Annotated in this window: 21 protein-coding genes; 14 read left to right on the top strand and 7 right to left on the bottom strand. The window is 59.7% G+C overall.

Features of this window, described 5'->3' with window-relative positions; all coding sequences use genetic code 11:
• Positions 1-12 precede the first annotated feature (12 nt).
• Entirely contained in the window at positions 13-1956 is a 1944-nt protein-coding gene (locus LB515_RS13530) for an ABC transporter ATP-binding protein/permease (protein ID WP_224708050.1), read from the top strand.
• A gap of 470 nt (positions 1957-2426) precedes the next feature.
• Here the strand turns inward: LB515_RS13530 and LB515_RS13525 are convergent, their stop codons facing one another.
• The 4 genes from LB515_RS13525 to LB515_RS13510 form a co-directional block, all read right to left on the bottom strand.
• Positions 2427-4004 carry an MFS transporter gene (locus LB515_RS13525; RefSeq protein ID WP_318012628.1) on the bottom strand — a complete coding sequence of 526 codons (1578 nt, stop codon included), beginning with the start codon at positions 4002-4004 and terminating at the stop codon, positions 2427-2429.
• A 26-nt stretch (positions 4005-4030) separates the two neighbouring features.
• Entirely contained in the window at positions 4031-5125 is a 1095-nt protein-coding gene (locus LB515_RS13520; RefSeq protein ID WP_224708014.1) for an HlyD family secretion protein, read from the bottom strand.
• Between the two features lie 158 nt (positions 5126-5283).
• A complete protein-coding gene (locus LB515_RS13515) occupies positions 5284-5694 on the bottom strand; it encodes a GlcG/HbpS family heme-binding protein (protein ID WP_224708013.1) in 411 nt (136 codons plus the stop codon).
• Positions 5695-5728: 34 nt separating this feature from the next.
• Positions 5729-6565, bottom strand: coding sequence for an enoyl-CoA hydratase/isomerase family protein (locus tag LB515_RS13510; RefSeq protein ID WP_224708012.1), 837 nt, complete (start codon positions 6563-6565; stop codon positions 5729-5731).
• Positions 6566-6857: 292 nt separating this feature from the next.
• Here LB515_RS13510 and LB515_RS13505 point away from each other — a divergent pair, with 292 nt between their 5' ends.
• From LB515_RS13505 to LB515_RS13495, 3 genes are all read left to right on the top strand, one after another.
• A complete protein-coding gene (locus LB515_RS13505) occupies positions 6858-7442 on the top strand; it encodes a hypothetical protein (RefSeq protein WP_224708011.1) in 585 nt (194 codons plus the stop codon).
• A gap of 429 nt (positions 7443-7871) precedes the next feature.
• A complete protein-coding gene (locus tag LB515_RS13500) occupies positions 7872-9146 on the top strand; it encodes an epoxide hydrolase family protein (RefSeq protein WP_224708010.1) in 1275 nt (424 codons plus the stop codon).
• A 116-nt stretch (positions 9147-9262) separates the two neighbouring features.
• Positions 9263-10306 carry an alpha/beta fold hydrolase gene (locus LB515_RS13495; RefSeq protein WP_224708009.1) on the top strand — a complete coding sequence of 348 codons (1044 nt, stop codon included), beginning with the start codon at positions 9263-9265 and terminating at the stop codon, positions 10304-10306.
• A 192-nt stretch (positions 10307-10498) separates the two neighbouring features.
• Here the strand turns inward: LB515_RS13495 and LB515_RS13490 are convergent, their stop codons facing one another.
• Positions 10499-11092: a redoxin domain-containing protein gene (locus LB515_RS13490; RefSeq protein WP_224708008.1), complete on the bottom strand. Its 594-nt coding sequence runs from the start codon at positions 11090-11092 to the stop codon at positions 10499-10501.
• 249 nt (positions 11093-11341) lie between these two features.
• Here LB515_RS13490 and LB515_RS13485 point away from each other — a divergent pair, with 249 nt between their 5' ends.
• From LB515_RS13485 to LB515_RS13465, 5 genes are all read left to right on the top strand, one after another.
• A complete protein-coding gene (locus LB515_RS13485) occupies positions 11342-11998 on the top strand; it encodes an MEDS domain-containing protein (protein ID WP_224708007.1) in 657 nt (218 codons plus the stop codon).
• Between the two features lies 1 nt (position 11999).
• Entirely contained in the window at positions 12000-15047 is a 3048-nt protein-coding gene (locus LB515_RS13480) for a PAS domain-containing protein (protein WP_224708006.1), read from the top strand.
• Positions 15044-15418, top strand: a complete 375-nt coding sequence (locus LB515_RS13475) for a response regulator (protein ID WP_224708005.1) — start codon at positions 15044-15046, stop codon at positions 15416-15418. Before LB515_RS13480 ends, LB515_RS13475 begins: the two co-directional genes overlap by 4 nt.
• A gap of 92 nt (positions 15419-15510) precedes the next feature.
• Positions 15511-16128 carry a response regulator transcription factor gene (locus LB515_RS13470; protein ID WP_224708004.1) on the top strand — a complete coding sequence of 206 codons (618 nt, stop codon included), beginning with the start codon at positions 15511-15513 and terminating at the stop codon, positions 16126-16128.
• Between the two features lie 1137 nt (positions 16129-17265).
• The gene (locus LB515_RS13465) at positions 17266-17925 is read left to right on the top strand and encodes a VOC family protein (protein WP_224708003.1); all 660 of its coding nucleotides are present in this window, start codon (positions 17266-17268) and stop codon (positions 17923-17925) included.
• A 66-nt stretch (positions 17926-17991) separates the two neighbouring features.
• On the opposite strand, the gene LB515_RS13460 is transcribed toward LB515_RS13465, so the two are convergent.
• On the bottom strand, positions 17992-19752 hold the full coding sequence (locus tag LB515_RS13460) for an MOSC and FAD-binding oxidoreductase domain-containing protein (RefSeq protein WP_224708002.1): 1761 nt from the start codon (positions 19750-19752) through the stop codon (positions 17992-17994).
• Between the two features lie 349 nt (positions 19753-20101).
• Here LB515_RS13460 and LB515_RS13455 point away from each other — a divergent pair, with 349 nt between their 5' ends.
• From LB515_RS13455 to LB515_RS13435, 5 genes are all read left to right on the top strand, one after another.
• Positions 20102-21028, top strand: a complete 927-nt coding sequence (locus LB515_RS13455) for a DUF4331 family protein (protein ID WP_411969135.1) — start codon at positions 20102-20104, stop codon at positions 21026-21028.
• An 80-nt stretch (positions 21029-21108) separates the two neighbouring features.
• Positions 21109-21690 carry a HupE/UreJ family protein gene (locus tag LB515_RS13450; protein WP_224708000.1) on the top strand — a complete coding sequence of 194 codons (582 nt, stop codon included), beginning with the start codon at positions 21109-21111 and terminating at the stop codon, positions 21688-21690.
• A 130-nt stretch (positions 21691-21820) separates the two neighbouring features.
• The gene (locus tag LB515_RS13445; protein ID WP_224639971.1) at positions 21821-22531 is read left to right on the top strand and encodes a sensor histidine kinase; all 711 of its coding nucleotides are present in this window, start codon (positions 21821-21823) and stop codon (positions 22529-22531) included.
• A gap of 94 nt (positions 22532-22625) precedes the next feature.
• Complete coding sequence (locus LB515_RS13440) at positions 22626-23690, top strand: dicarboxylate transporter/tellurite-resistance protein TehA (protein ID WP_224707999.1); 1065 nt, start codon at positions 22626-22628, stop codon at positions 23688-23690.
• Positions 23691-23903: 213 nt separating this feature from the next.
• Positions 23904-24170, top strand: coding sequence for a hypothetical protein (locus tag LB515_RS13435; protein ID WP_224707998.1), 267 nt, complete (start codon positions 23904-23906; stop codon positions 24168-24170).
• Between the two features lie 429 nt (positions 24171-24599).
• Here LB515_RS13435 and LB515_RS13430 read toward each other — a convergent pair whose 3' ends face one another.
• The gene (locus LB515_RS13430; protein WP_224611464.1) at positions 24600-25136 is read right to left on the bottom strand and encodes an invasion associated locus B family protein; all 537 of its coding nucleotides are present in this window, start codon (positions 25134-25136) and stop codon (positions 24600-24602) included.
• Positions 25137-25147: the final 11 nt, after the last annotated feature.

Genomic DNA, 25147 nt, shown 5'->3' with positions numbered 1-25147 from the left:
AAGGGTCTCGGTATGGCGGACCAAATGCACAATCAGGCCACCCTTCAGCCGGCCACCGTAGCGGTCGAAACCAGCAGCCTGCGTGATCAGATGGCGACGATCGGACGGGCGCTTGCGGGATCGCCGGTTCGCGAGTGGCTGCTCTGGGCATCGGTAGGCATCATGGTTGTTATTGTTGCGACGGCGATCGGCCAAGTTGTGCTCAACCACTGGAGCCAGCCCTTCTATGACTCTCTGGCGCGCCGGGACATGGAAGCCTTCGTCCATCAGCTCCTCATCTTTGCGATGATTGCCGGCGGACTGCTGGTTCTCAATATCAGCCAAACCTGGCTCAACCAGATGATCCGGCTGAAGTTGCGCGAGGCGCTGACGCTCGACCTTATCAATCAGTGGATGCGGCCAGCGCGCGCCTTCCGGCTGGCCAATGCCGGTGCCATCGGCGTCAATCCCGATCAGCGCATGCAACAGGATGCGGCGCATGTGTCCGACCTGTCGACCGACCTCGGCGTCGGGTTATTGGAATCCCTGATCCTGCTAGCTTCCTTCGTCGGCGTGTTATGGAAACTGTCTTCGGGCTTCGCCTTTCACGTGAACGGCTGGACGATAACAATACCAGGCTACATGGTCTGGGCGGCGTTCCTCTATGCGGGCACCGCATCCTGGTTGAGCTGGCTGGTCGGGCGACCCCTCATCCGCCTGAACAGCGACCGCTACGCACAGGAAGCTGAACTGCGCGCCGCGATCGTCCGCGTCAACGAGAATATTGATGCCGTGGCCATTTACCATGGCGAAGCCGATGCCAGGCGCCGCCTTGAGCTTGACCTCTGCACCGTGCTCAGCGCCATGCGGCGCATCTACGCTGCGCAGATCGGCTTGTCCTGGGTCACCGATACTTATGGTTGGATGACCGTGGTGGCCCCAATCCTGGTCGCCTCACCGATCTATTTTTCGGGTGATATCAGCTTCGGCGGGCTGATGATGGCGGTTGGCGCTTTCAATCAGGTCCACTCCTCACTTCGCTGGTTTATAGACAACATCGGCAGCATTGCCGATTGGCGCGCCACGCTCATGCGCGTCGCCGACTTTCATATCGCAATATATGAGACGGACGTGCTGCACGATACCGAAAGGCGTATCTCATTCGATCAAAATACCAATGGCAGTCTGACGTTCGAGAGGCTCCAAGTGGCCTCGCCGGGAGGCTGCACAAAACTCTCCCAAGATTGTGTTGAAATCCGCGCCGGCGAAAGAGTGATGATCACCGGCGAGCCGGGCGCCAGCAAAACGCTCTTCTTCCGTGCCATTGCCGGGCTCTGGCCTTGGGGCAGCGGGAAAATCGGGCTGCCCGCGGGAGAATCAATTGTATTCGTTCCCCGCGTGCCTTATTTGCCGGCCGGCACTTTGCGCGACGTACTCAATCACGCGAACGGGCATGCGCCAGCGGGTGATACCGAGATTGCCGTCGTGCTGGCCGAGGTAGGTCTTGAGCGGCTGTCTTCGTCGCTCGACCGCGTCGGGCACTGGGACCGTGAATTGGGAGATGACGAACAGCGCTTGCTGGGCGTGGCCAGGCTCGTCCTGCGGCAGCCGAAATGGGTGATCATAGACGAGGCGATGGACGTATTCGACGGACCCGCACTGCGGCGGGTCCTAGCGATGCTGGAAAAACGCCTCGAGGGTGCCGCGATCATCAACATCGGGCGCGGCCAGCACGACAATCAGTTCTTTCCGCGCGGTCTGACGCTCGTTAATGATTTGGCTGCTCAGCCGCTAAAACCGGCCCGTGTAAGGGCCGGTGCAATTGATCCGCCACCCATCGCCACCCCGCCGCAAACGATAGGCAGATCGAAGCCTCGCCGGGGCGTGCTAGCCCTCGTGATACTGGTTACGGTGGGGACTTCGCGCATCGCCTCGATTCTATTGAGACGTCCTCGGAGGCCGATGGATCCTCCGTAGTGGATTTGCGGCAATGAGGTGAGCAGGCAGGTCATCGGTCCGCCGTCCGCACCTCTACCTGCGCCACCCCCCAATTGCGAAATTATTGCTTGCACCCCGTTAGCGAAAGCCATGTCGCAGGAAAGCGTGATCCCGCTTCCTAGTCTAGCCGGCAGCGCGATCCGCGGATAAGGGCGACAGACGCGATCGGCGCGTGTGAGTAGGACAAGAAAATCCAGCCAGGGCGGCAGGCCCGTCCGAGACGAGGGTCTCAGCCCGGGCCAAAGGCGACAATCCTGCGAAACGGCCTATCCACCTGTCCACGGTGTCGCCCAATCCCGCTCCAAATGGCAGTGATATCTGACTAACGGAAGGAAGAAACTGGTGCCAAGTGATCGCTGGACCCGGAGGGTCAAAATCTTCTACGGAACATCAATATCTTAGCAGCTGACGTCGGTTCTTTTTTTATTGTCTCATATGGTCTGGCGAACCTAAGGACCAAGACGACTTCTGGTCGACGCAGGTGTTGCACGACCGATCAATTGCTTGATCACAATCAGGCACGGCGCAGCGACCGCGAACAGCAAGACAAGCCCAAAGAAAGCTTCGTCGAAGGAAATTATGGAAACCTGCTTGTCGAGGGCGCGCCGCAACAGCGAGAGCGCGGCCTTTGCCGCCGCAGCCCGGTCGACACCGTTTGACGTCAGAGTGCTTGCGACAGCTCTCAAGAGCTGGTCCGCCGCGGGATCGCCGTCGACGAGGTGGGTAGCCAGTATCGTCCTGTTATAAACATTCTGGTGATCAACATATGTTTGCAGAAAGGCCGTACCGCCCAAACCGCCGAACTGCTTGCCGAAGTTGAACAGACCTATGCCGAATGGAAGCGCATCGGCCGCAAGCCCCTGGAGCGTGACAAGCGTCGACGCCATGAACAGAAGGCCCAAGCCGAACCCGCGCAGCAGCAGCGGCAGCGCCAGGTCCGAGAACCCGCTGGCGCCGGTTGACCCCGATAGGAGCCACATCGCTGCGGCGAACAGCAAAATGCCGAATGGAGCAAGCATGATGGCGCGTATTCCGGCCTTTTCAATGACAAGGCCGGACACCAGGAGTCCCAGCGCAAGCGTGGCTCCGCTGGGCAGCAGAAGCAGGCCGGCATCCGTGGCGGTGAAATCAAGGACGTTCAGGGCAAAAGCCGGAATGAGATAGGCACTGCCGGAGAGGGCGAAGCCCGCCACAAGGCTGGTGAGCAGACCAAAGCGAAAGTCCGGATCGCCAAACGGCGAGATCGGCAACAGAGAGGCATGTGAACGGAAACCGGTTTCCCCGACGATCAGAAGGGCGGCAGACGCCACGCCGATCGTGGCAAGGACGGTAATGCCCGTGTCATCGAACCAGTTGAATCTGCTGCCCTGCAGCAGGACGTAGGTCAAAAGTGCGGCCCCCATGCCGAGCAACAGGATCCTACGGGCAGGAAATCCGGCATCCCGCCGATAGACCGCGTCGCCATCAGCCGCCAGCAGTACAAGGGAAGCAAGTCCCAGCGCTATGTTGCTGAGAAATATCCAGTCCCAGGTGAGATGATCCACGAACCAACCCTGCAGAGCCGGGGTGACGGTCGTTGGAGCCATCACGGCGCCAATGGCAAAAACGGCCTGAACGAGGGGCTGGTGTCGATGCGGAAAGCGAAAAAAAAGCAAGGTCTGACCGGCAACGAGAATTGTGCCGCCGGCCAGCCCCTGGACGACGCGGCAAATGCAAATCCAGACAAGGTCCGTCGAGAGCGTCATTGCGGCGGAGGCAAGAAGAAGCATGACGGCACCTGCGCGCAGACAGGCGGTTGGTCTGATCGCCCTGACAAAAAGCGGAGCGACGAGGAAAGCCAACAGCTTCGCCGCGACGAAAACAACATCAAGCATCGCGAGTTCATCTGGCGTCGCGTGCGTATCGCCGAGTATGTCGATCCGGCCGATCGACAGGGCAGTGGATGCGACGGCATCCATGAACGCGGCCAGCACAACCCCCGCTGCTACCAGCCATGCTCGCAGCGGTGCATCAAGACGGTGCCGCACGGATGAATGCCTTTCGACGACGGGGGTCACTGCAGCAAGTGCCCGTTCCCAGTTCCACCTGTCTGCGTGTCCAGTGCTATGGACGCCCCATTCCTGGTGCCAACGGCTATGGCAACTCGGGCCGAGAGGCCCGGCACCAAGCGACCAGGCAGTGGATTGTGCGTCATCCTGATTTTGACCGGCACGCGCTGGACGACACGGATAAAGTTTCCAGTCGCGTTGTCTGGCGGCAGTAAGCTGAATGCCGCGCCGCTGGCGGGAGCGAAACTGTCGACCACACCGTCTATTTTCAGTCCCGGATATTCATCGACCGTCACGCGAACCTTTTGGCCTACCTGCACCTGCTCCAACTGCGTTTCCTTGAAATTGGCGACAATCCAGACGCCTTCCACCGGAACGATGTCCAACGCGACGGTACCGGCAGTGACATAGCGGCCGACACGGATCTGACGATTGCCGACAATTCCGTCGACCGGGGCCCTTACAACCGTATTGGCAAGGTCAAAGGTCGCCAGGTCAAGCGCAGCCCGACTCTGTGACAGGGCTGCCTGCGCACCGGCTAACTGAGCATCCAGGACGTCCAGCTTTAGCCCTTGTGCCGATAGATTCGCCGCTGCGCCGTCCACCGATGCCCTTGCCTTGTCGTACGCAGCCTGCGCATCCTGCAGTTTCTGGTCGCTCGCGGTCCCATTCTTCTGCAGAGTGATGTAGCGGTCCAGGTTGGCGCGAGCTAGCTGCAGGTCAGCTGCGGCCGACTGTTTTTGCGCTTCGGCCTGAGCTATCAAAGCCTTCTGCAAGGCGGCCGTTGCCATGGTATTGCCGACGTCCGCCATGCGGGCGGCCACGTTGGCCTTTGCTTGCTCCACCTTCGCCCTGTAGTCGCTATCGTCTATCCGAAACAGGACAGCGTTTTTTGAAACGCTCGCGTTGTCGTCTACATCGACCTCCACCACGTACCCGGCAAGCTTGGGCGCGATGCTGGTGATGTCTCCACGCAGATAGGCGTTGTCGGTCGTTTCCTCGAAGCGGCCTATCGTGAACCATTGCCAGCCCCAGAGTGCTGACAACGACACCACCGTAAAGGCCACCACGGCGATTGCGATCTTGCGGGCTCGGCTCATGCTTGCCTCTTCGACAAAGCGCAGGCTGCAAATTCCGTGCAAGCCTCATCGTCACACGGCTGGGTGATTGAAAACCGCGCCCTCGCCAACTGCGGATGTGCAGCTTTACACACAACCGCGTCTGGTCCGAACTGAGAACCAGACGCAATCCGCTCCGATCAAGCAGCCACCTTGGCGCGCTCCTGCAGAGCAGCTTCGACGATTGCCACGTCTTCCTCGGCCGTCCCGCCGCTGACGCCGATGCCGGCGTAGACCTGGCCATCCTCGGTCAGCGGGACGCCGCCACCCATGGGGCAGAAGCGACCGCCGCCCACCGAAGGGAGTACGTAGAGCGATTGACCAGGCTGCACCAGTTTCAATAGATCGACTGTGCGCATGCCAACGAGGGCGGAGGTGTAGGCCTTCCGCTCCGATATCTCGAGCGAGAACACCGGAGCGCCGTTCATGCGATGCTGGAGCACCAGGTTGCCGTGGACGTCGACAATACAGACGGCTACCGGAATCTTGGCTTTGATTGCTTCGGCTTCTACGCGCTCGGCCAGCTTCTTGGCTGTCATAAGCAGATCCATGAGAATCATCCTTCCTGAAGGTTTTGCCGGTTGCCTACCGAGCCAGTTCGCCCAGGTGAAACCCGAGCCGGGTCTCCACATCGCCGGGCTTTTGGAAGCCCTTCGCAGTCAGGGCTTTGATGCCATCTTGGGCAGCGGGCCGCCCGAGCGAGGCGATGCACGCGTCCCATCCGGCGCCAAGTTCGACATCCGGCGGCAAGCTGGCATTCACCAGCCGCTTGGTCTGGCCGATGGCCCACTTGTCGAAGCCGGAAATGCGGGTAGCGAGCGCTTCGACATAGTCGTCGAGCTCGGCGTCGGGAAGCGCCCTGTTGATGTAGCCGTAGGCCTCGGCTTGGTCGGCGGAAAGGTCCTCCGAGCTCAACAGCACTTCCATGGCCCGGTTGCGCCCGATAAGGCTGGGCAGCCGCGCCATTGGCCCGCCGCCGGCAACCATGCCCACCCCGACTTCCCACTGGGAAATGATCGTCTTTTCCTTGCCGGCGAAGCTCATGTCGCAGGAAAGCAGCAGCTCGCTGCCATTGCCAGTCGCGCGGCCACGGATCAGCGCGATCGAAACCACAGGGGCCCGTGTGAGGCGTACGAGGAAATCCGGCCACGGCGGCAGGCCCGTCGGTCCGGGTGGCATAGACGTCATCTCTTCAAGAGGGGCCATGAAGTCTGAATGGTTCAGGAAAAAGTCTTCCACCGCGCTGTCGAAGACCACGACCCTAACGCTCTCATCGGCCTCGATGGCGGCGATCGTCGCCTGGAATTGCCGTACCATCTCCGGTCCCATGACATTCAGCGGAGCGTTGTTGAAGGTGACGCGCCAGTAGACCGGAGTGTTTCGGACCAATCGGATCTGTGGTGCAACTGTCTTGGCGTCCATTGAGGCCTCCTTTGGAACACAAACTGGGAACGTCACTCAGTTACTGCTCAAATTGCTGAACTTCGATTGGACCTAAGTATCGCCGATACTTTCGTGTCAACGATATAGTGCCTGAGAAGTTATCTCGCGAAACCCGCCGTGAAGATGCCCGAGATGTTCCGGCCAAAGCGTAATCGCCTTAGGTGTCGGCGATACCTTGGAGCAATAGATCAGCAGGACAACTTCTGCTCTGGCTTTGGGTCGCGTCGCGCGACAATTTCGTGGTGACGCAGACCTTGCGGAGGATCAAGTCATGCTCTTTGTCACGACCAATACGCGCACCACACATCGTCATTTGCGAGCGACGGCGTTGCGCGGGCACGCGTTTGCCGCCCTTGCGCTGAGAGTGGCGGGGGATCGGATACGCGCGAAAGCTACGGCCAGCCGAGCTCCAATGGTCCCGGCTAGCGACGGAAGCAACGACCTTGGTATTCACGTGGGAAGTATATGTGCTGCGCTAGCGGAGGAGCTGGAGGTTCGGCTCAGCGTCAAGACGGACGAGATACGGTTGCACGCTGCCTGTTGCCAGCAGGTAGGACTGATCGTATCCGAGCTGGTCCGCAGCGCAGCGCACCACAATCTGAAGGGCCGGCGAGAGGCTGTCGAGATTATTTTGAGTGGATGGGGCGGCAATGTGCGCTGCCTGGTCAAAGGCAGCCGCTCGACGGGGCTGGGCTCCCAGGAGTGCCCCGAGCGGCGGCGGGTCCGAATGTTGGCAGCAGAACTCGGCGGGTCGGTCGAGTGGTGGTTCACTGAGTCCGGATCATTCGCCGGCCTGCATTTCTCGATCGAGCGATCGAAGGAATTGCCGTCGCAACTGAATGCGGATTCCACCTGATGCGTCGGTCAGACATACTTGTCGCGCGTCGGGACACAGAGGTGATCGACACAACGAGATTTGTCACTTCCACTATGCCGAACGGGCCGTTGCCATCACCGCGTCCACATCAGCCTGGCGAGGAGTTCCTTTTGGCCATCCGGGCCGCAAGACGTCTGTGGGAGCGGTCCGCTGCCTACCCGCCAGCTACTCCCGCATGGCGGTCCCTGGTGCGACCTGACCCGGCCAGGTCATACCGATGCGGGTCAGGTGGCAAGCGAGAGCTCGCATGGGGCCTCGCTGCTGGTGTTGTCCTTACGAAGGACAGCAGACGCCCCGCAGTCCAGCAATACAAAAGTATCGGCGATACCATTGTGTGATGGATTCGCCTTCACCGACAGTTGATCTGTTAGGAGCATTCGAAAAAACCAATTTGGACAGGAGGACCTTATGACACGACGCGAGCTACTTGCCGCCGCGGCTGCCGCCGGGGCTGCCAACATGCTTCCCGGAACACTTCAAGCCGCGGAAGGGACGATCCGCCCCTTCACTGTCAACTTCCCAGACAGCGACCTCGATGATCTGCGCCGGCGCGTGGGGGCGACCCGTTGGCCGGACAAAGAGATCGTTGCGGATGATACGCAGGGCGTGCAGCTGGCGACGATCCAGAAACTCGCGCAGCACTGGGCGAAGAATTACGACTGGCGCAAGGTGGAGGCCCGGCTCAACGCGCTGCCGCAGTTCATCACGGAGATCGATGGGCTGGACATCCACTTCATTCACGTGCGTTCCAGGCACCAGAACGCGCTGCCAATCATCGTCACGCATGGCTGGCCTGGCTCGATCATAGAACAGCTGAAGATCATCGAGCCGCTTGCCGATCCGACTACCCATGGCGGAACCGAAGGCGATGCGTTTCACGTAGTGATCCCCTCGCTCCCAGGATACGGCTTCTCGGGCAAGCCGACCGCACCGGGATGGACCCCCGTCCGCATCGCCAAGGCATGGGCAACGCTGATGCAGCGCCTCGGCTACGCGAAATACGTGGCGCAGGGCGGTGATTGGGGCAATGCCGTATCCGAGCAGATGGCTCTGCAGCAACCTCCAGGGTTGCTTGGCATCCACACCAACATGGCGGCAACGGTCCCGGCCGACATTTCCAAGTCGCTGGCGGCAGGCGGCCCGGCGCCGGCCGACCTATCGCCGGACGAGAAGCGTGCTTACGACCAGCTCGACGACTTCAACAAGAACGGGCTGGGCTATGCGATTGAGATGAACAATCGCCCGCAGACGCTGTACGCCATCGCGGATTCGCCCGTCGGGCTGGCCGCCTGGATGCTTGACCACGACATTCGCAGTTACAGGCTCATCACGCGCGTCTTTGATGGCAGCGCCGAAGGGCTGACGAAGGATGACATCGTCGACAATGTCACGCTGTACTGGCTGACTAACACGGCGATCTCCTCGGGCCGCCTCTACTGGGACAATGCACATTTCCCAACGGGCGGATTCTTCGATCCGCGCGGCATCAAAATCCCAGTTGCCGTGAGCGCCTTCCCGGACGAGATTTATCAGGCGCCACAAAGCTGGGCTGAAAAAGCCTATCCGAAGCTGATCCACTACAACCGGCTCGCCAAGGGCGGGCACTTCGCGGCCTGGGAACAGCCGACGGTGTTTAGCGCAGAGCTCAGAGACGCCTTCCGCCCGCTGCGCCAGTCCATCTGAAGCCGAAGGGCAGCCATCAGGTCGTCCACATTTCAAACGGCGGGCGGACCGACAGGTCGGTCCGCCGAGAGTGAGTCCGCGCGCCTGTGACGGCGCGAACCAAGCAGGAGAAGGCGATGAACAGGATCGATGAGCGCCGTCGCCGCCTTATTGGGGCCGCGGCAATGGGGCTTGCATTCGCCGAGTTTGGCATCACCGAGACGGCAACGGCGGCTTCCAGCGAAGCCAACCAGGGGGCGGCAATCGCGATGGGGGCATTGAACTCGCTTGGTGCACCCAAGCAGATCGAGGCCGGTGTCCTGAATGTCGGCTATGCGGAGTTGGGCCCAGCGAAAGGTCCGCCGGTGATCCTGCTGCATGGCTGGCCCTACGATATCCAGACCTACGCGGACGTCGCACCTGTTCTGGCATCGCGGGGCCATCGGGTGATAGTGCCTTACCTGCGCGGCTACGGCACGACGCGGTTCCTGTCGGGCGACACGACGCGTAACGCCCAGCAGTCGGCGATTGCATCCGACATCATAGCTTTGATGGATGCGCTGGGGATCGAGAGAGCCACCATCGGCGGCTGCGACTGGGGCGCCCGGACAGCCAACATCGTCGCCGCGCTCTGGCCAGAGCGTTGCAAAGCTATGGTCTCGGTGAGCGGATACCTGATCGGCAACCCACTGGTCGGCGAGGTCCCGTTGCCGCCGAAGGCCGAGCTGCCGTGGTGGTATCAGTACTACTTTGCCACCGAGCGCGGTCGCGCCGGTTATGAAAAATACACGCGCGATTTTGCCAGGCTGATCTGGCAGCTTGCATCGCCGCAATGGAAGTTCGACGACCCCACCTTCGAGCGCAGCGCTGGTGCGTTCGACAATCCCGATCACGTCGCGATCGTTATCCATAACTACCGTTGGCGCCTAGGTCTCGCCGAAGGCGAGACGCAATATGATGCGTTGGAGCAGCGGCTGGCCAAAGCACCGATGATCACTGTGCCCACGATAACGCTGGAGGGCGATGCGAACGGCGCCCCCCATGCAGAGCCCGGCGCCTACGCACGGATGTTCTCCGGCAAATATGAGCACCGGCTGATCAGTGGCGGCATAGGTCACAACCTGCCTCAGGAAGCGCCGGAGGCCTTTGCCCGGGCCATCACCGACGTGAGCGCAACGTGATCCGGGCCCTCCAATCAGCCACCGCGCCATTGCGGTAATTCTATTTCCGAACTCCTACCGCGAGGCGGATGGGCGCGACCTCCGTAGGTGGCGGCTTTCGTCCCGCATGTACCGGCCGCTGCCCGGCGAAGGCCTGAGAACCGTCGCCCGACGCCCGCATGCAAAAGCACGCTGCCTCCCCTTCAACGCAATTCAATGCTCTGCCGCAATCTTCGAACTTGGCTTCCGGTAGGGATAGAAAAGCTCCGTTTGGCCCATTTGCCACGCCGACCTGAGTTCGGATCTCGAAATGTCCCAGTCCATCCGAGATTTCATAGTCACCGCGCGCATATCCTGACGCAGCTCTTCCAATGTGGGTCGACCAAAGAACCAGTAGCCATTGTAGATCTTGTAGACGACCAGGCCAGGCTCCAAGACGACCACGTGAGGAATCATAGGATTGTGCAGGGGGTCCGTGTACTCCGCGATATCAAGGTCCTTTTGGATGATGCGCCGCGGGTCGGAAAGAAAAGGCCAATGGGCGCCAGCCCCCAATCGATACTCGTTCGTTTCGAGAAGATTGTCCGTCGTGATGGTCACGAGCCTGCAATATCCGACTTCCATTTCACCATAGAGCCGTACGAGCCCGTCAGTCTGCCGACGGTCCCGAGGACAAAACCCGCCTCTGCCGAGAACCACCACCATTGGGTCTTCCCCCTGCAGATCGGAAAGCTTTCGCCGTACCGCCGTGTGATCCGGTAACTCGTAATCCGGGAAATTGGACCCTGGAACGATGTCTGAGCGCATTTCGAAAAAATCCGCTAAATTGAGACCCGGGGACAACAAAGAGCGGAAGAACAATCAAAATCCATTATTCCAAGGTATCGGCAACACCATGGAACAATGAGTACCCCGGTGCGGGTTCCGACCGCTACGGCTGGAGACACCGTCGCAACCCGATGTCCCTCATCAAAACCGACACCAACGCATAATAGACCTTGGTATTGGCCGCGTGCATGGTGGGATGGGGCGAAGCTCACGTCCCGTGAGGCAAACATGCATAAGAAGACGCCAGCCATTCCCTTCGCGGGATCCGAACTGGGCGAAATGCGGCACGCCTGCGCATTCTTTAACGGCGACGACGAGGCGTCTCGGGTCTTGCTTCCCTTCCTGAGGGATGGCTTCGAGCGCGGTGACAAAGTCATCCACGTCGTCAATCCGGGCGAGCGCTGCAAGCATTTGCATCGCCTGGCAGCTGCGGGCGTCGATACCACGGCGGCGGAACAAAGCGGCCAGCTTGAATTTCGCACCAATACCGGAGCCTACCTTCGGGATGGTCGTTTCGATCAGGATCGGATGTTGGAGGTATTCGAACAGCTGGCCAGCGGCAATGTCAGAGGCGATTTTCCACTTAGTCGCATTGTCTGCCACATGGACTGGGCTTGCGAGGTCAGATCGCACATCGACGATCTGGTAGAGTTCGAAGCGCGGGTGAATGGGGTGTGGTCCCGTCACGAGGACGCGGTCATCTGTGTGTACGATCTGGCGAAGTTCGGTGGCGACACGGTCGTCGATATCATGCGGACACATCCCATGATCGTCATAGGCGGCATACTGCAGCAGAATCCATTCTTCGTACCCCCGGAGGAGTTCCTCCGCGAGCTTCGCCAACGAAGAGCCGGACAGATGCCGCGCAGCGAGACGGAGCTTTAGCGTGGAACCGCCGCTCGAGACCCCCTGGGATCAACGGCTCAAGCGCTTGATGAACGACTTGGTGAGCCTGCTAGCTCTCCCTGCGATCTGGGTAGGCGGAGATCCCAAGCACATCGCAAGCACATTGCTTGATGTGCTAAGCGCGATGTTGCCCGTTGATTTCGTTTATGCACGGCTGTTCGATGGCGAACGCCCGAATGAAATCGTTCGGGTCGGCCAGGCCTTTGCATTGGGGGTAAGCGAGATAGGCAAAGCGCTCGACCATCTGCTTGGAGATACGGAATCGAATTGGCCGTCTAGCGCCAGAATGGATGTCGAAGCGGGTGGCGTTTTTCTGGCGGTGGCGCGACTGGGGATCGAGGGGGAAGCTGGAGTCCTGGTTGTGGGTTCAGCCAGGTCCGATTTTCCCAGCCAGTCCGATCAACTACTTTTGAGTGTTGCTGCCAACCAGGCGAGCGTGGCGCTCCAGGGGGCACGCAAGGCAAGAGATCAGAACCGCCTTGCCAAAGAGCTCGACCAGCGGGTTACTGAGCGAACGAGCGAACTCGTCGCCGCGAATAGAACTCTGATGCAGGAAATTGAAGAACGGCGGCGGACAGAAGAAGCCCTGCGAGAAAGCAAGGAAGCTCTTGCGACGAGCCGGCACGATCTCCAGCTGATTGTCGATACCATTCCGGCCTTCGCTTGGTCGACCCGTCCCGATGGCCATGTCGAGTTTTTCAGCCAGCATTACCTTGACTACGCCGGTCTGTCTGCCGAGCAGTCGCATGGCTGGGGATGGACCGCCATAATCCATCCCGATGACCTGGATGAACTGACCGCCAAATGGAAGGCGTTGATGATCGCGGGTGTACCAGGCGAAGCCGAAGCACGAGTGCGTCGATCTGACGGAACCTATCGCTGGTTTCTGATCCGCGCCAACCCGTCGAGAGACCAATACGGCAACATTATCAAATGGTACGGTGCCAATACCGACATCGACGAACGCAAGCGCGCCGAGGAGAAAGTCATCGATGCTGAGCGCGAGCTTCAAAGGATGGTCGACGGTATCCCGGCGCTGGTTGGAGCTTTCGGCGCCGATGGCTCACAAATTTCCAGCAACAAGCGAGGACGCGATTTCACCGGGCTTTCTTCCGAAGATATCGCAAATGGTGGTTGGAGAAATAGAATCCATCCAGAGGACGTCGAATTCGAAGAGAACAAATGGCACGAATGTATCGCGACCGGAGAACCGTTTGAACTAGAGTACCGAGTGCAGGCGGCCGATGGTGCGTATCGCTGGCACATGGCGCGTCGCATACCGATCCGGGACGACGCCGGTAAAGTGGTGCGCTGGTATGGCGTAAGCCACGATATTGATGGTCGCAAACAGGCAGAAGCCTTTCTGGCGGGTGAAAAGCGACTGTTGGAGATGATCGCGTCGGGCAGTTCACTGCGTGATGTTCTAAACGCCTTGTGCACGTTCGTCGAAGAGGCTGCCCCTGACTGTTTCTGTGATGTTCACATGTTCGATCAGGATAGCCTGACAATTGCCTACGCCGTGGCTCCTTCCCTGCCTTCAGCCTACAGCGATCCAATCGCGGGTACGCCTCTAAGCGGTGATTTGCTGCCATGCGGCATAGCGGCCGTTGAAAAAGTACAGGTCGTTACAGAGGACATTGAGCGGGATCCTCGCTGGTATAACTCGCCAGTCAGGTCCCATGTGCTGCGACACGGATATAGATCGGTCTGGAGCACGCCGGTCTGTTCCAAGGAAGGGCGGGTGCTGGCCACCTTCTGCATCATTCAGCGAAAGCCCTCGTCGCCATCACCACACCAGCAGGATCTAATTGCGCATGCCACGCAGATAGCCAGCATTGCCATCGAGCGCTCGCTCACCGAGGCCGCACTCAGGCGAACCGAAACATTGCTTTCCGAAGCTCAGCGTCTGAGTTCGACCGGAGCGTTTTCATGGCGTGTGGATACGGATGAAATCGCGTTTTCCGAGGAGCTCTATCGCATTTTCGAGTTTGACCCTGCGCATCCAGTGACGATGAACCAAATTCTCGATCGAATCCATCCGGACGACATTCCATCCCTATCAACGCAAATGGCACGGGTTCGCGCCGGTGAGGGTAATCTGGGCTACGAGATCCGAATACGAATGCCGGACGACAGCGTCAAATTCCTGCGCACCTTCGGCCGCGTCGTGCGTCGCCAGGACGATCGGCTGGAGTGCCTCGCCGCGGTTCAAGACGTGACAGAGCACAGACGCGCAGAGGAAGCGCTTGGGAAGGCCCGGACTGAACTTGCATACGTATCCAAGGTTTCAAGCCTTGGAACCTTGACAGCGTCGATCGCGCACGAAGTCAATCAGCCGCTATCCGGCATTGTCACCAATGCTAGCACGTGCCTGCGCATGCTGGCTGCCAATCCGCCGAATATCGACGGCGCGCTCGAGACGGCGCGTCGTACAATACGCGACGGCAACCTGGCGGCGGATGTAATCGCTCGGTTGCGCGCACTTTTTAGCAAGAGGGCTCCGATAATAGAGGCTGTGGATCTGAATGAGGCTGTGCGCGAGGTCCTTGCGCTGTCGTCAGCAGACATTCGTGACGGTCGCGTAGTTCTGCAATCCCAACTGGCCGAAGGGCTGCCGCATGTCGCGGGCGATCGAGTTCAACTCCAGCAGGTGATCATGAACTTGTTGCGCAACGCCGCCGACGCCATGAGCGAGGTCGAAGATCGTCTCAGGCAGGTTGTGATCAGGACCGAGCCGGAGGTGAACGGCCACGTGCGGCTGTCGGTACAGGACGCTGGCAGTGGATTCGGTCCAGACGGCCCCGACCGTCTCTTCGAAGCTTTCTACACCACCAAGAACGATGGCATGGGAATAGGATTGTCCATCAGTCGATCCATTATCGACAGTCACTGTGGGCGTCTGTGGGCAGCCGCAAATGATGGGCCAGGGGTTACGTTTTCGTTTTCCGTGCCCGAGTTTTCCGAGGCCCTGCCGAAGCAAGATATGAATGTGACCCATAATGATAAAAAATCAGTGGGGGTTAGATGAAGACTGCGCATGTACTAATTTCTGTGGTCGATGATGACCGGTCGGTGCGCGAATCTTTACCAGATTTGCTCAAGGAATTCGGCTTCAGCGTGAAGACGTTCTCTTCAGCAAATGAGTTTCTCATATCGGATAGCATTGATGAGACCAGGTGCCTGATTCTTGACGTAGCCATGCCCGGGATGACGGGGCCTGAATTGCAACTTGAGCTGGCGCGTCGCGGACAGCTGATTCCGATTGTCTACATAACAGCGCGGAAGGATAGCACGGTCCGGCCGCGTCTGATGGAGCAGGGTGCGGTTGAGTGTCTGTTCAAGCCTTTCAGTGACCGAGCCCTTCAGGCGGCGCTTAGCTCGGCACTACGTGCACCTTAAACGTGGCGGTTGTTAACGATGTGCGAGAAGGATAGTCTGCTATGCATCCAGATTTGGCGACTGAACTGGGCGTTGGGGCAAGGTCGGCATCCATGTCGCAAGGAACGCCTGTCGTGTTCGTCGTCGACGACGACATCTCGGTGCGTGAATCGCTTGAGTTGCTGATCGGCTCCGCAGGCTGGCGGCCAGAGACGTTCGCCTCGGCGGAGCAATTTCTCAACTGTCCCCCGGCGCTGGTTCCAAACTGTTTGATTCTTGACATCAATCTCCCGAATCTCAGCGGGCTTGACCTGCAAAGGCATTTGTCCGTCGGTCGCCCCGACATGCCGATCATCTTTGTCACAGGTTATGCCGACGTGCCGATGAGCGTAAAGGCAATGAAAGCCGGTGCGGTGGAGTTCCTAACAAAACCATTTGGTGACGAAGAGCTCCTGGCGGCGGTTCAGTCAGCGCTGGAATGGAGCAAGACTGCACTCGCTGCCGGTTCGGAACTGCACGAGCTCAGGGGTCGGCATGCGTCGCTCAGCCGTCGCGAACAGGAGGTTATGGCACTGGTCGTCTCCGGTCTGTTGAACAAGCAGGTCGGGTTTGAGTTGGGCATCAGCGAAATAACCGTGAAAGCACACCGCGGTCAGGCCATGCGTAAGATGAGAGCTCGCTCGCTCGCGGACCTGGTGAACATGGCTGCACGGCTCAGCGGCGCTCACTAGCCAACCTGTCTGCGCCAAATCACGCTTCAGGTCCGCAAGACGGGAGGATTGCCGGATGGGGAAGCGTTCGCTTCAAGTGGCACGTTGGAAATCACTCCCCCCGTTTAGGCCAGCTGGCGAGGTAGACAGGCCCGTCCCCAATGTCACGGACGGAACTCTCCGCGCAAACAATGGCGGGCACTCGGCCCGCCATTGTTCGGCTCGGACAGGGATCGCGCCCTGGCTTGGAAGATCACGAGCCGGCGAACGCATTCAAGTCCGCGCAGAACTCCGCGTAGGGCTTCGTCATTGCGGCATCCTGGCACTCCCTCATCATCGCCTTGCGCTTCGTGCTCGGGAGAGTGGCCAGCGCCGCCCTGAACCGCGATCTCACGACGGGACTCGTGTGTCCCGTTTCCCTGACGGAACCGGTGTAAAATGGGTGCTGCTGGTTGATTGGGTCAATGACGTCAAGAGCCCCCGCAACCGCAATCCCGCCAAACGCCGAAAAAGAAAACGCCACTCCTAGACATACGCCTCTAATATTCACGACAAACTCCTTCCCCTGTTGATTGTGCCTCGCACAACATCGGCAACGACATTACGTTCCGACCACCGATACACTGGAGGAAATCCAGATGCGGGTATTAGGTATCCGCGTCTCAGCAAGCTTGCCATTGTTCGATGGTATCGCCGATACTTTGGAATGATTTGCCGGACAACTGCCAACCTTTTTTTTGGAAGCGCCGAATGTCCAAGCCGCTTCTCCGACTACGAACTTCCAGGATTCGATTGCGATCGGCGTCGCCGGCAGTTGCCGATACCAACATGCAATGGACTTATCTCCATCGGGATTGGATGGTGTCTCAACCGAGCCGATGGAGCGTGAGGTGACAGGAGCAAGATCGCTGACTCCCTCCGAGCGCGAGCTGATTACCGCGACTGCAAGTGTTGGTATCGTCGGCGCGCTTCCAGGCACGACGCAAGCGTGGAGGCGCGACCAGTATTTCGAACTGGCGTTGCCTGCGTCCGCGGGGCAAAGCGGGCGTGACGGCCGGAGGATGTCATTCGGCGGCGCCATGGCTCGGTTGATGCAGCTGACCGGTCTTCGTTGCCGCACGTCTATAGCGCCCGAAGGCTCAACCCAAGGAGTTCGACATGAGTAACGATGCAATGAGCGTTGCAACTGCGACTGAATCTGCGAAAACGGCCAGCATCGAGATGAAGGTGGAGGCCATCGTCATTGCTGTCTCCGACGTCGATCGCGCCAAGAGTTTTTACAGCCGTCTGGGCTGGAGGCTGGACGCGGACTTCGTCGTCGGCAATGCGTTCCGCGTTGTTCAATTCACGCCTCCGGACTCAGCATGCTCCTTGCAGTTCGGCAAAGGCCTGACTTCGGCCGAGCCTGGATCCACGAAGGTAATTTACCTTGTCGTCTCCGACATCGAAGCGGCACGCGCTGAACTCGTGGCGCGTGGTGTCGACGCTAGCGGGGTGTTTCATCGGGCCGGCCCCGGCCAACCCCCTATCAGCGGCCGAGATCCCGAGGGACGCAGCTATTCGTCTTTTGCCACATTCAGTGATCCCGATGGCAATGGATGGCTACTGCAGGAGATCACGCACCGGTTGCCAGGTCGAGAGGCCGCGCAGGACACGACATTCTCGAGTTCCTCTGAGCTTGCCGCTGCGTTGGGGCGGGCGGCTTCGGCACATGGCGAGCATGAAAGGCGGGCTGGTGGCCAGCGTGACGACAACTGGCCCGACTGGTACGCGCAGTTCATGGTGGCGGAGCAGACCGGTCGTCCGCTGCCGACATAGCGACCGCGCGCGCGGAGATTTCCGCTCCTGGGATCCATAGCTCCGGTCTGGCAATACCCCGGCAGTTCAAAGGTCGAGAACGACGTCCCCATCGGGGCGCGAGCAACAAATCAGCGTATTGGCCGTCGCCGGCGGATCGATTGGCTCGGGGCTATAGGTGACAGTCCCAGTGACAAGTCCCGTCTCGCAAGTATGGCAGACGCCAGTTCGGCATGACCATCGCGTGGGCACGTCGCACGCTTCGGCAAGTTCAAGTAAGCTCTGAAATCGTGGCCCCCAACGGACGCTCAAGCCGCTCCGGGCAAACGAAACGAGGGGGCCTGCGCTGGAAGGTTGAACGGGCGGATGCGGCGATCGCTGTGTAGCGCCGGCTATCCCAGGCGTGGTCGAAGGACCGGGACCAAACAGTTCCGTATGGATTCTGGCTGGGGCGATGGCCCATGCGGCAAGACCCGCAGTCATGCCACTCATGAATGCCGATGGTCCGCAGATATAGAAGTCGGCGTCTGGCGGCACACCCAGCTCTTGGAGCGCGCGGACATCCAAGCGCCCGATAGCATCGAAATCGACGCCTAACCTGTCGTCGCGATCGGGCGCGCTGTAGCGTATGTGGGAATGGCTGCGGGTCAACACCTCGAGCAGGTTTCGGGCCTCTTCGGCGAAAGGATGCTCGCGGCCGCAACGAGCCCCATGGAACCACCAAACTTCTTGCGTCGACTCTCGGGCTGCCAATGCGTGAAGCATCGACATCACAGGCGTAACGCCCACGCCGGCGCTCAGCAGCACTATCGGGCGATCCTCGTCCCCGAGGATGAAATTGCCGCGTGGCGCGCTGACGTCCAGGAAATCTCCAACCTGGACGCTCTCGTCTATAAAGGCGCTCGCCTCGCCATGCGGTTCCCGCTTTACGCTTATCCGATAGCATCGATCCCCTGGTGCGCTCGACAAAGAATAACTGCGCATAAGAGCTGGGCTATCGGACGAAACCGCGAGGCGTAGCACGACAAACTGGCCGGGGATCGCGGCGTACAGATGAGAATCATCCGTAGGCTCGAGGACCAACGACACCACAGTCCGGCTTTCGTGGACCTTGCGAGCTACCTTCAGCCGCCGGAACCCCAGCCATGCCGGTGGCGGTCCGGAGACAGGGTCCAGACCGGCATTTCCCGTCGTGGTTCCCTTCTCGGCTTGTGCGAGAAGTGCCCGGAATGATCCCTGCCAACCGGGGCTCAGCGCGGAAATGCGCAGTGCGCGCTCAAGCTGGCTCCGCGGATGGCTGGGCGTGTAAAGCAGCGCGTCCACCTCGGAGACCGTCATCGCCTCTGGGCCGATTTCCACCCGAGTGATTTCATCTCCCGCCTGAACCTGGCCTTCTTCCAGTACGCGCAGATAAAAACCAGGCCTGCCATGCGCGACCAACAGCGCGGCCATACGCGGCTCATTCATACGGATGCCAACACGGTAACAGGTGACGCGCGGCTGCGTCACTTCCAACAGCGCACTGCCGATGCGGTAGCGATCGCCAATGCAAACCTCATGATCTGACAAGCCATCGACCGTGAAATTCTCGCCAAATTGACCGTAAACGAAGTCGTTGCGACCTAGCTCTCTTTGCCAGAACCGATAAGAGTCGATTTGATAAACCAGCACGGCGCGTTGTTCGCCACCGTGCCCCGCGACATCTCCTTGCCGGTCGCCGTCGATGTTGAGCCGTCGCACCTGGCAGGAGCCTTCGACTGGCGCTTTCCAAACGGCGGTGTCGACGATCTTGCCTTGCCATGGAACGCCGCGCGGCAATCCCACATTGACCGATAGCAAGCGAGCCATGCTCCCTCCTTCTCCGTCGGCAATCGCGGGCTGCACCGCCCGCCAACATTCACCGAGGATGCCTTCGGATGACTACCACCGTAAGTACCATCGCGGGCCTACCGATGCGACCGAGACCAAAGTATTGGAGATACCATCGTTCAATATATTCTGTCTCGTGGCGCTGCCACAGTTTGTCCCGTTGAAGTTGCCGATGGATGTTGTCTTGGTCACGGTTTACAGATGGTACCCTCGTTTCTCCGGATAAATGTAGCCTTCGGCTTCCGCTTTGGTTTACCGTTTGGAGAATGTGATTATGTCCCATCATTATTCAGGTCCTGACTTTGGCTTTCCCCGCGGAGACGCACGTTTGGACCTCACTGACATTTATGCCTTCCCCAAACCAGGAGACGCGAGCAAGTCGATCCTCATCATGAATGTGCATCCATCCTCGACGGTGATTGATCCTCATTCCACAACCGCGGAGCCATTCGCCCCCGACGCGGTGTACGAGCTGAAGATCGACACAAACGGCGATGCGGTCGCCGATGTCGCGTATCGAATAAATTTTGCGTCCTTATCGGAAGGAAGGCAGATCGCCTCCATGCGTCGTGTGGAAGGCGCCTTGGCGGCTGGGGTCGACGACGGCGGGGAGGTCATCGTTATGGCGGCACCAGTCTCGACAGGAAGCGATGCCGAGGTGACGGAAGCAGGCGATTACCGTTTCTTCGCGGGTTGGCGAAGCGAACCGTTTTTCTTCGATACTCTCGGGGCCGTCGCCGATTTGCAGTTCACGGGGGCTGATTTCTTTGCCGACAAGGATATCTGCAGCATCGTGCTGGAAGTAGCCAATTCCGCGCTGGGTTCCAAGCCCATTGGTCTGTGGGCCCGCATTTTGGACAGACAGGGCGACCGTTGGATGCAGGTTGAACGTGGTGCTCGACCCCAGCAGGCAGTGTTCCTGCCCGGCGAGCAGAGAGAGGACTATCTCTCTGCCGAGCCGGCGGACGACAACCAGTTCATCAAGACGTTCGCGCACACGCTTGAGCACTCGGGAGGATACCGGCCCGATGAAGCAGAGCGCGTGGCAAGAACGCTGCTTCCGGACATTCTCGTTTATGACCCTGGACGACCTGCGTCATTCCCGGAAAACGGCAGAAGCCTGACTGACGATGCCGCCGATGTCTTTATGGCCATTTTCACGAACGGCAAGGTCCCGGGGGATGGAGTAGGGCCGCACCGCGACCTGCTTGCAGAGTTCCCCTATCTGGGGTCGCCGCACAACCCGCACCTTTGACAGTTGGCAATGCGCCTTGGGTTTGTTCGGCCTACTGACGGGCCGACAGCCGACCCGTGTGCTTCACTGAGGAGATAGACATGCGATTGATCCCGATTTCGATAGCTATAATGGTGGCCTTGGAAACGCCGGCCTTTGCCCACCCCGGCGCTGGTTCTGTCGTTTCCTTTAACGCAGGGTTCAGCCATCCCCTCACTGGCCTCGATCACATCACGGCCATGATGGCCGTCGGGATGTGGGCTGCCGCCAAGGGGAACCGTGCGACCTGGGTATGGCCGTCAACCTTCCTCGCGGTGATGTTGATTGGCGGTGCTCTCGGCCTGGCGCACATCGCGGTGCCGCTGGTGGAGCCGGGCATCCTGGCTTCGGTGGTCGTGCTGGGGCTCATGGCGGCGTTGGCAGTAAATCCGCCGGTTTGGGTCGGAGCTGCCATCATTGGTCTTTTTGCGCTGCTGCATGGTCACGCCCATGGGGCTGAGCTGCCCGAGGCCGTGAGCGGGGCTGAATTCGTCGCCGGATTTGCGTCTGCCACCGCGGCCTTGCAAGCAATCGGAGTCGGATTGGCGCTCGCCTTGCAGCGCTCAGCGTCAGTTCCCTTGAGCCGCGCGGGCGGCGCGCTCTGCGTCGCTGTCGGGGCGGGCCTGTACGCGGGAGTTCTTTGAAGCCGGGCCAAGCAAGAGCCCTCCTGGCCTCAAATTCATTGGTGGATTGCAGCGCAGGTCGGGCTGTGTGCTGGGACTGACGCAAGACTGTGGAGCGGGCAAACGGAGGAATGGAATGTCAGGACCAGAGATGGACGATGACATATCTCTCAGCCCAGGCGTCGTTCATGGGGGTCGCGTGCCTTCGCAGTTATCCACGGCGGGGGTGGTCCATGACCTCGGCAATCTCATCCAGGTGGCTTCCTCTGCGTTGAACCATCTGGCTCGCGAGCCCAGCATCTCAGCGGTTCCGGGAATTGATATTGTAATTGCCGGCGCCAGAACCGCATTGGATCGAGCGGGCGGCCTTGTCAGGCAGACGATCAAGACGGCCCGGGAGATTCAGGGCAATGTCGAGCAGGCGAACATAAGCGTCTGCCTGGTCGAGATTGAATCTCTCGTCCGAAGCGCTCGATATGAAAACGTTCGTTTTGAGTTTCGGGTAGATTCCAACCTCCCCTTGGTAAGGTGCGATCGGGCAGGCTTGCAGAACGCGGTCCTGAACCTTGTGTTCAACGCTCGTGACGCAATGCCTGACGGCGGTTTGATCTCAGTCGACGCCTTTGCCCCGGAAAGCCTTCGTCAGGTCGCCATTCGCATTCGGGACACCGGAATTGGAATGACCGGCGAGACAGTGGTCCGGGCGTTTGATCCCTTCTTCACGACAAAGGGCGGAGGCTTTGGTGGTGTTGGCCTGCCGATGGTGAAACGTTTCGCCGAAGAGTCCGGAGGAAGCGTGCATATTGAGAGCGTGCTCGGGATGGGCACAACCGTGACATTGCGATTGCCCGCCACAAGCTGACGAGACACTGCGCGCAGCCCAATCGTGAAGCGTCCGGCGCAGGTGTGCTGTGCCAATCCCCTCTCACCCGAGCCGGAAACCGTGAGGAGCAACAATGGAAAAGCCGTCCATATCTGAAGGCATCACACCACTAAGTGGGTTGGCGTTGGACGAAGCGGTGGCATCCGCGCACGGGGGGATGATCACTCCGCCCATGGAAAAATCTCTGATAGCGCGGTTTCCCGCTTCGTTCTTTGCGATCGGCCTGGGGACAAGTTCCTTCGCTGGTTCGTGGCAGTTGGCGCATCAGCTCTGGGCGGCTCCAGAGGGGATTGTTGTGGCGTTGATGTTGCTTGCCGCGTGCCTGTGGGCAGTCCTTCTGACACTCTACATTCTGAAGTTGTCGCTGGCTCCATTGGCGATGCGGGCAGAGCTCGCCAATCCCGTTCAGAATTGCTTCCCTGGTCTGGCGGGCGTCGGGATGATGCTCACGGCAGTGAGCATCATGCCCTACAGCAAGGTCGGGGCAGTCGTGCTGCTTTCTACGGGAGGTGTGCTCGCAACAAGCTACGGCATCTGGCGGACCCAAAAGATCTGGCGGGGAACGATTTCCCTGTCCGACGCGACCCCCGCCCTATATTTGCCGGTTGCCGCGGCCTCCTTTGTCCTGAGCATTGGCTTGTCGACATTTGGCTGGTTTGACTGGGCCGAGCTGGCGTTAGGAGCGGGACTCTTCTCATGGCTGGCGACCGAGTCGCTATTGTTTGGCCGGCTCTATTTTGGTGAGCCGCTAGCCGGCCAGATCCGATCGACGATGGGTGTCCAACTGGCGCCGCCGGCGGTGTGCTCACTGGCCTACGCTGATTTGTCGGGTACCGCTGGGGACGTCTTCATCCACTCCCTCGTGGGTTACGCGCTTCTGCAAGCAATTGTCGTTGGCGCCATTCTCTCACGGGTCGTACGACGCTTCTCGGCCGGACTTTGGAGTGTCAGCTTCGGGGCCACAGCGTTGGCAACGTCAATTGAAAAGCTGGCCGTTCGAGGCGACACGAATGTTGCGACGGTCCTTGCTCTTCCGGTCTTTGTTGGCGTCAACCTGCTTATCCTGTGGCTAGCCGTCAGAACGATCATTTCGGCTGTCTCCGGTTCTCTACTGCAGGTCACCCAGGAGGAGAAATGATCCCGTGTGAAAATTCCGCCCTGGAATAGCGGCCGCGTATTGCCGTGATCCGTGGTCTGAAGGGCCGCGACTTGGTAGGTGCTTCGGTCGGCACTGCAACGTCCCCTTGCCGCGAGTTGCTCACAACTGCCGACCTGCAAAGGAGACCCCGCGCAGGATTGGCAGCCAAGTAAGGTCGCGAAGATTTGAACTTTGTCTCAATAGGAGTCCCCGATGACCCAAGCAATCGTAGCGGATCAAATCTATGCAATGCCCCCGCAAAAGGGCTTTACCGTCGCGCATTTTTTGACAGTGGCCGACATCGGTCGTTCGGCGCGGTTTTACGAGAAGGTCTTCGGAGGCCGCATTCTGAGCCTGGGAGATAGCAGTGGCGCGCCGGGCTACATTCAGATCGCGAATACTTGGCTGATCGTGAATGTCGGCGGTGGGCCTACCCCCGACAAACCGTCCCGCCAAGCCGTCGGTCTCGTAAGATCTTGAGCACGGAAGCAGCGACTTTGAACGATCGAGACCCGTCACCGTAGCTGTGTAACAAACTGCGTAACACGCAGTGTAAAAAGCAAAATGTTTTCAATGTGATAGGCGTCGAATCGAAAGACGCTCGGTCCGCCAACTCGCCGCGTGCTTGCAGTACAATCCCATGTGGCCGAATACTCAAAGCTAGGGCTCTCACCTGCCGCGATTCTTTCCTTTGGCCAAGACGCCACCACCGACCGGCCACGGCCTCAGCAGCCAATTAAAAACGGCCGAAATGAGACCGAACGCGGTATGTCCGCTTTTGGGATAATTGGACAGAAAACCGACCTTGCATGCGGCGGCCGCAAGCCAGTTTCTGATTAACACACTTGGCGTAATTTGAGCCCAAGTGAATCTCGGCATAACCGCCTCATTGCGAACCGGCCCACGGTGTCACTTCAACAGCGCCATGGTCCTGTCCACTGCGCTGGGAAAGCCGTTCAGCGAGAGCGCCAGGTTGGTCTCCTTGCCGCCGTCGGCGACCACCTTGATCTTGAGGCTTTTGCCGTCGCGCAGGGAAGCTAAGGTCTCGGAGTCGAGGCTGATGTCCACGAGACAGCCACCGGGAAGGCAGGTTCGGAAGCGCAGTGGCGGCAGGGCCGGGCCGTCATCGACCTGAAGGGTTACCCCTTGGTCCAGCGACAGTCCGAACGGCAGCACGAGCGTGCCCTGGACGGCCTCGCCGGCCGGGCGCAGTTCCATCGCCAGCACGCGCTGGCGCGACTGGCTGTCGGTCTGCTCCTGCGACAGCGCGCAGACCTTAACGGCGGCGCCGTTCTGGCTGGCGAGATTGCAGGAGACGGTCCAGTCGCCATGCCCTTCCCTGAGCGAAGTCGCACCGCCAGGGAGAGCTGCGGTGTCTTGCGCGAATGCGGCCGCAAGGGAGAGCAGGCTTGCGGCGATCAGCGTGGCATATCCAATTCGTTTCATCTCGTTTCCAT

The organism is Mesorhizobium sp. CA15, assembly GCF_020165215.1.
GTDB lineage: Bacteria > Pseudomonadota > Alphaproteobacteria > Rhizobiales > Rhizobiaceae > Mesorhizobium.
Note: the sequence above shows the minus strand (reverse complement) of the source record. Positions and strands in the feature narration are given on the sequence as shown.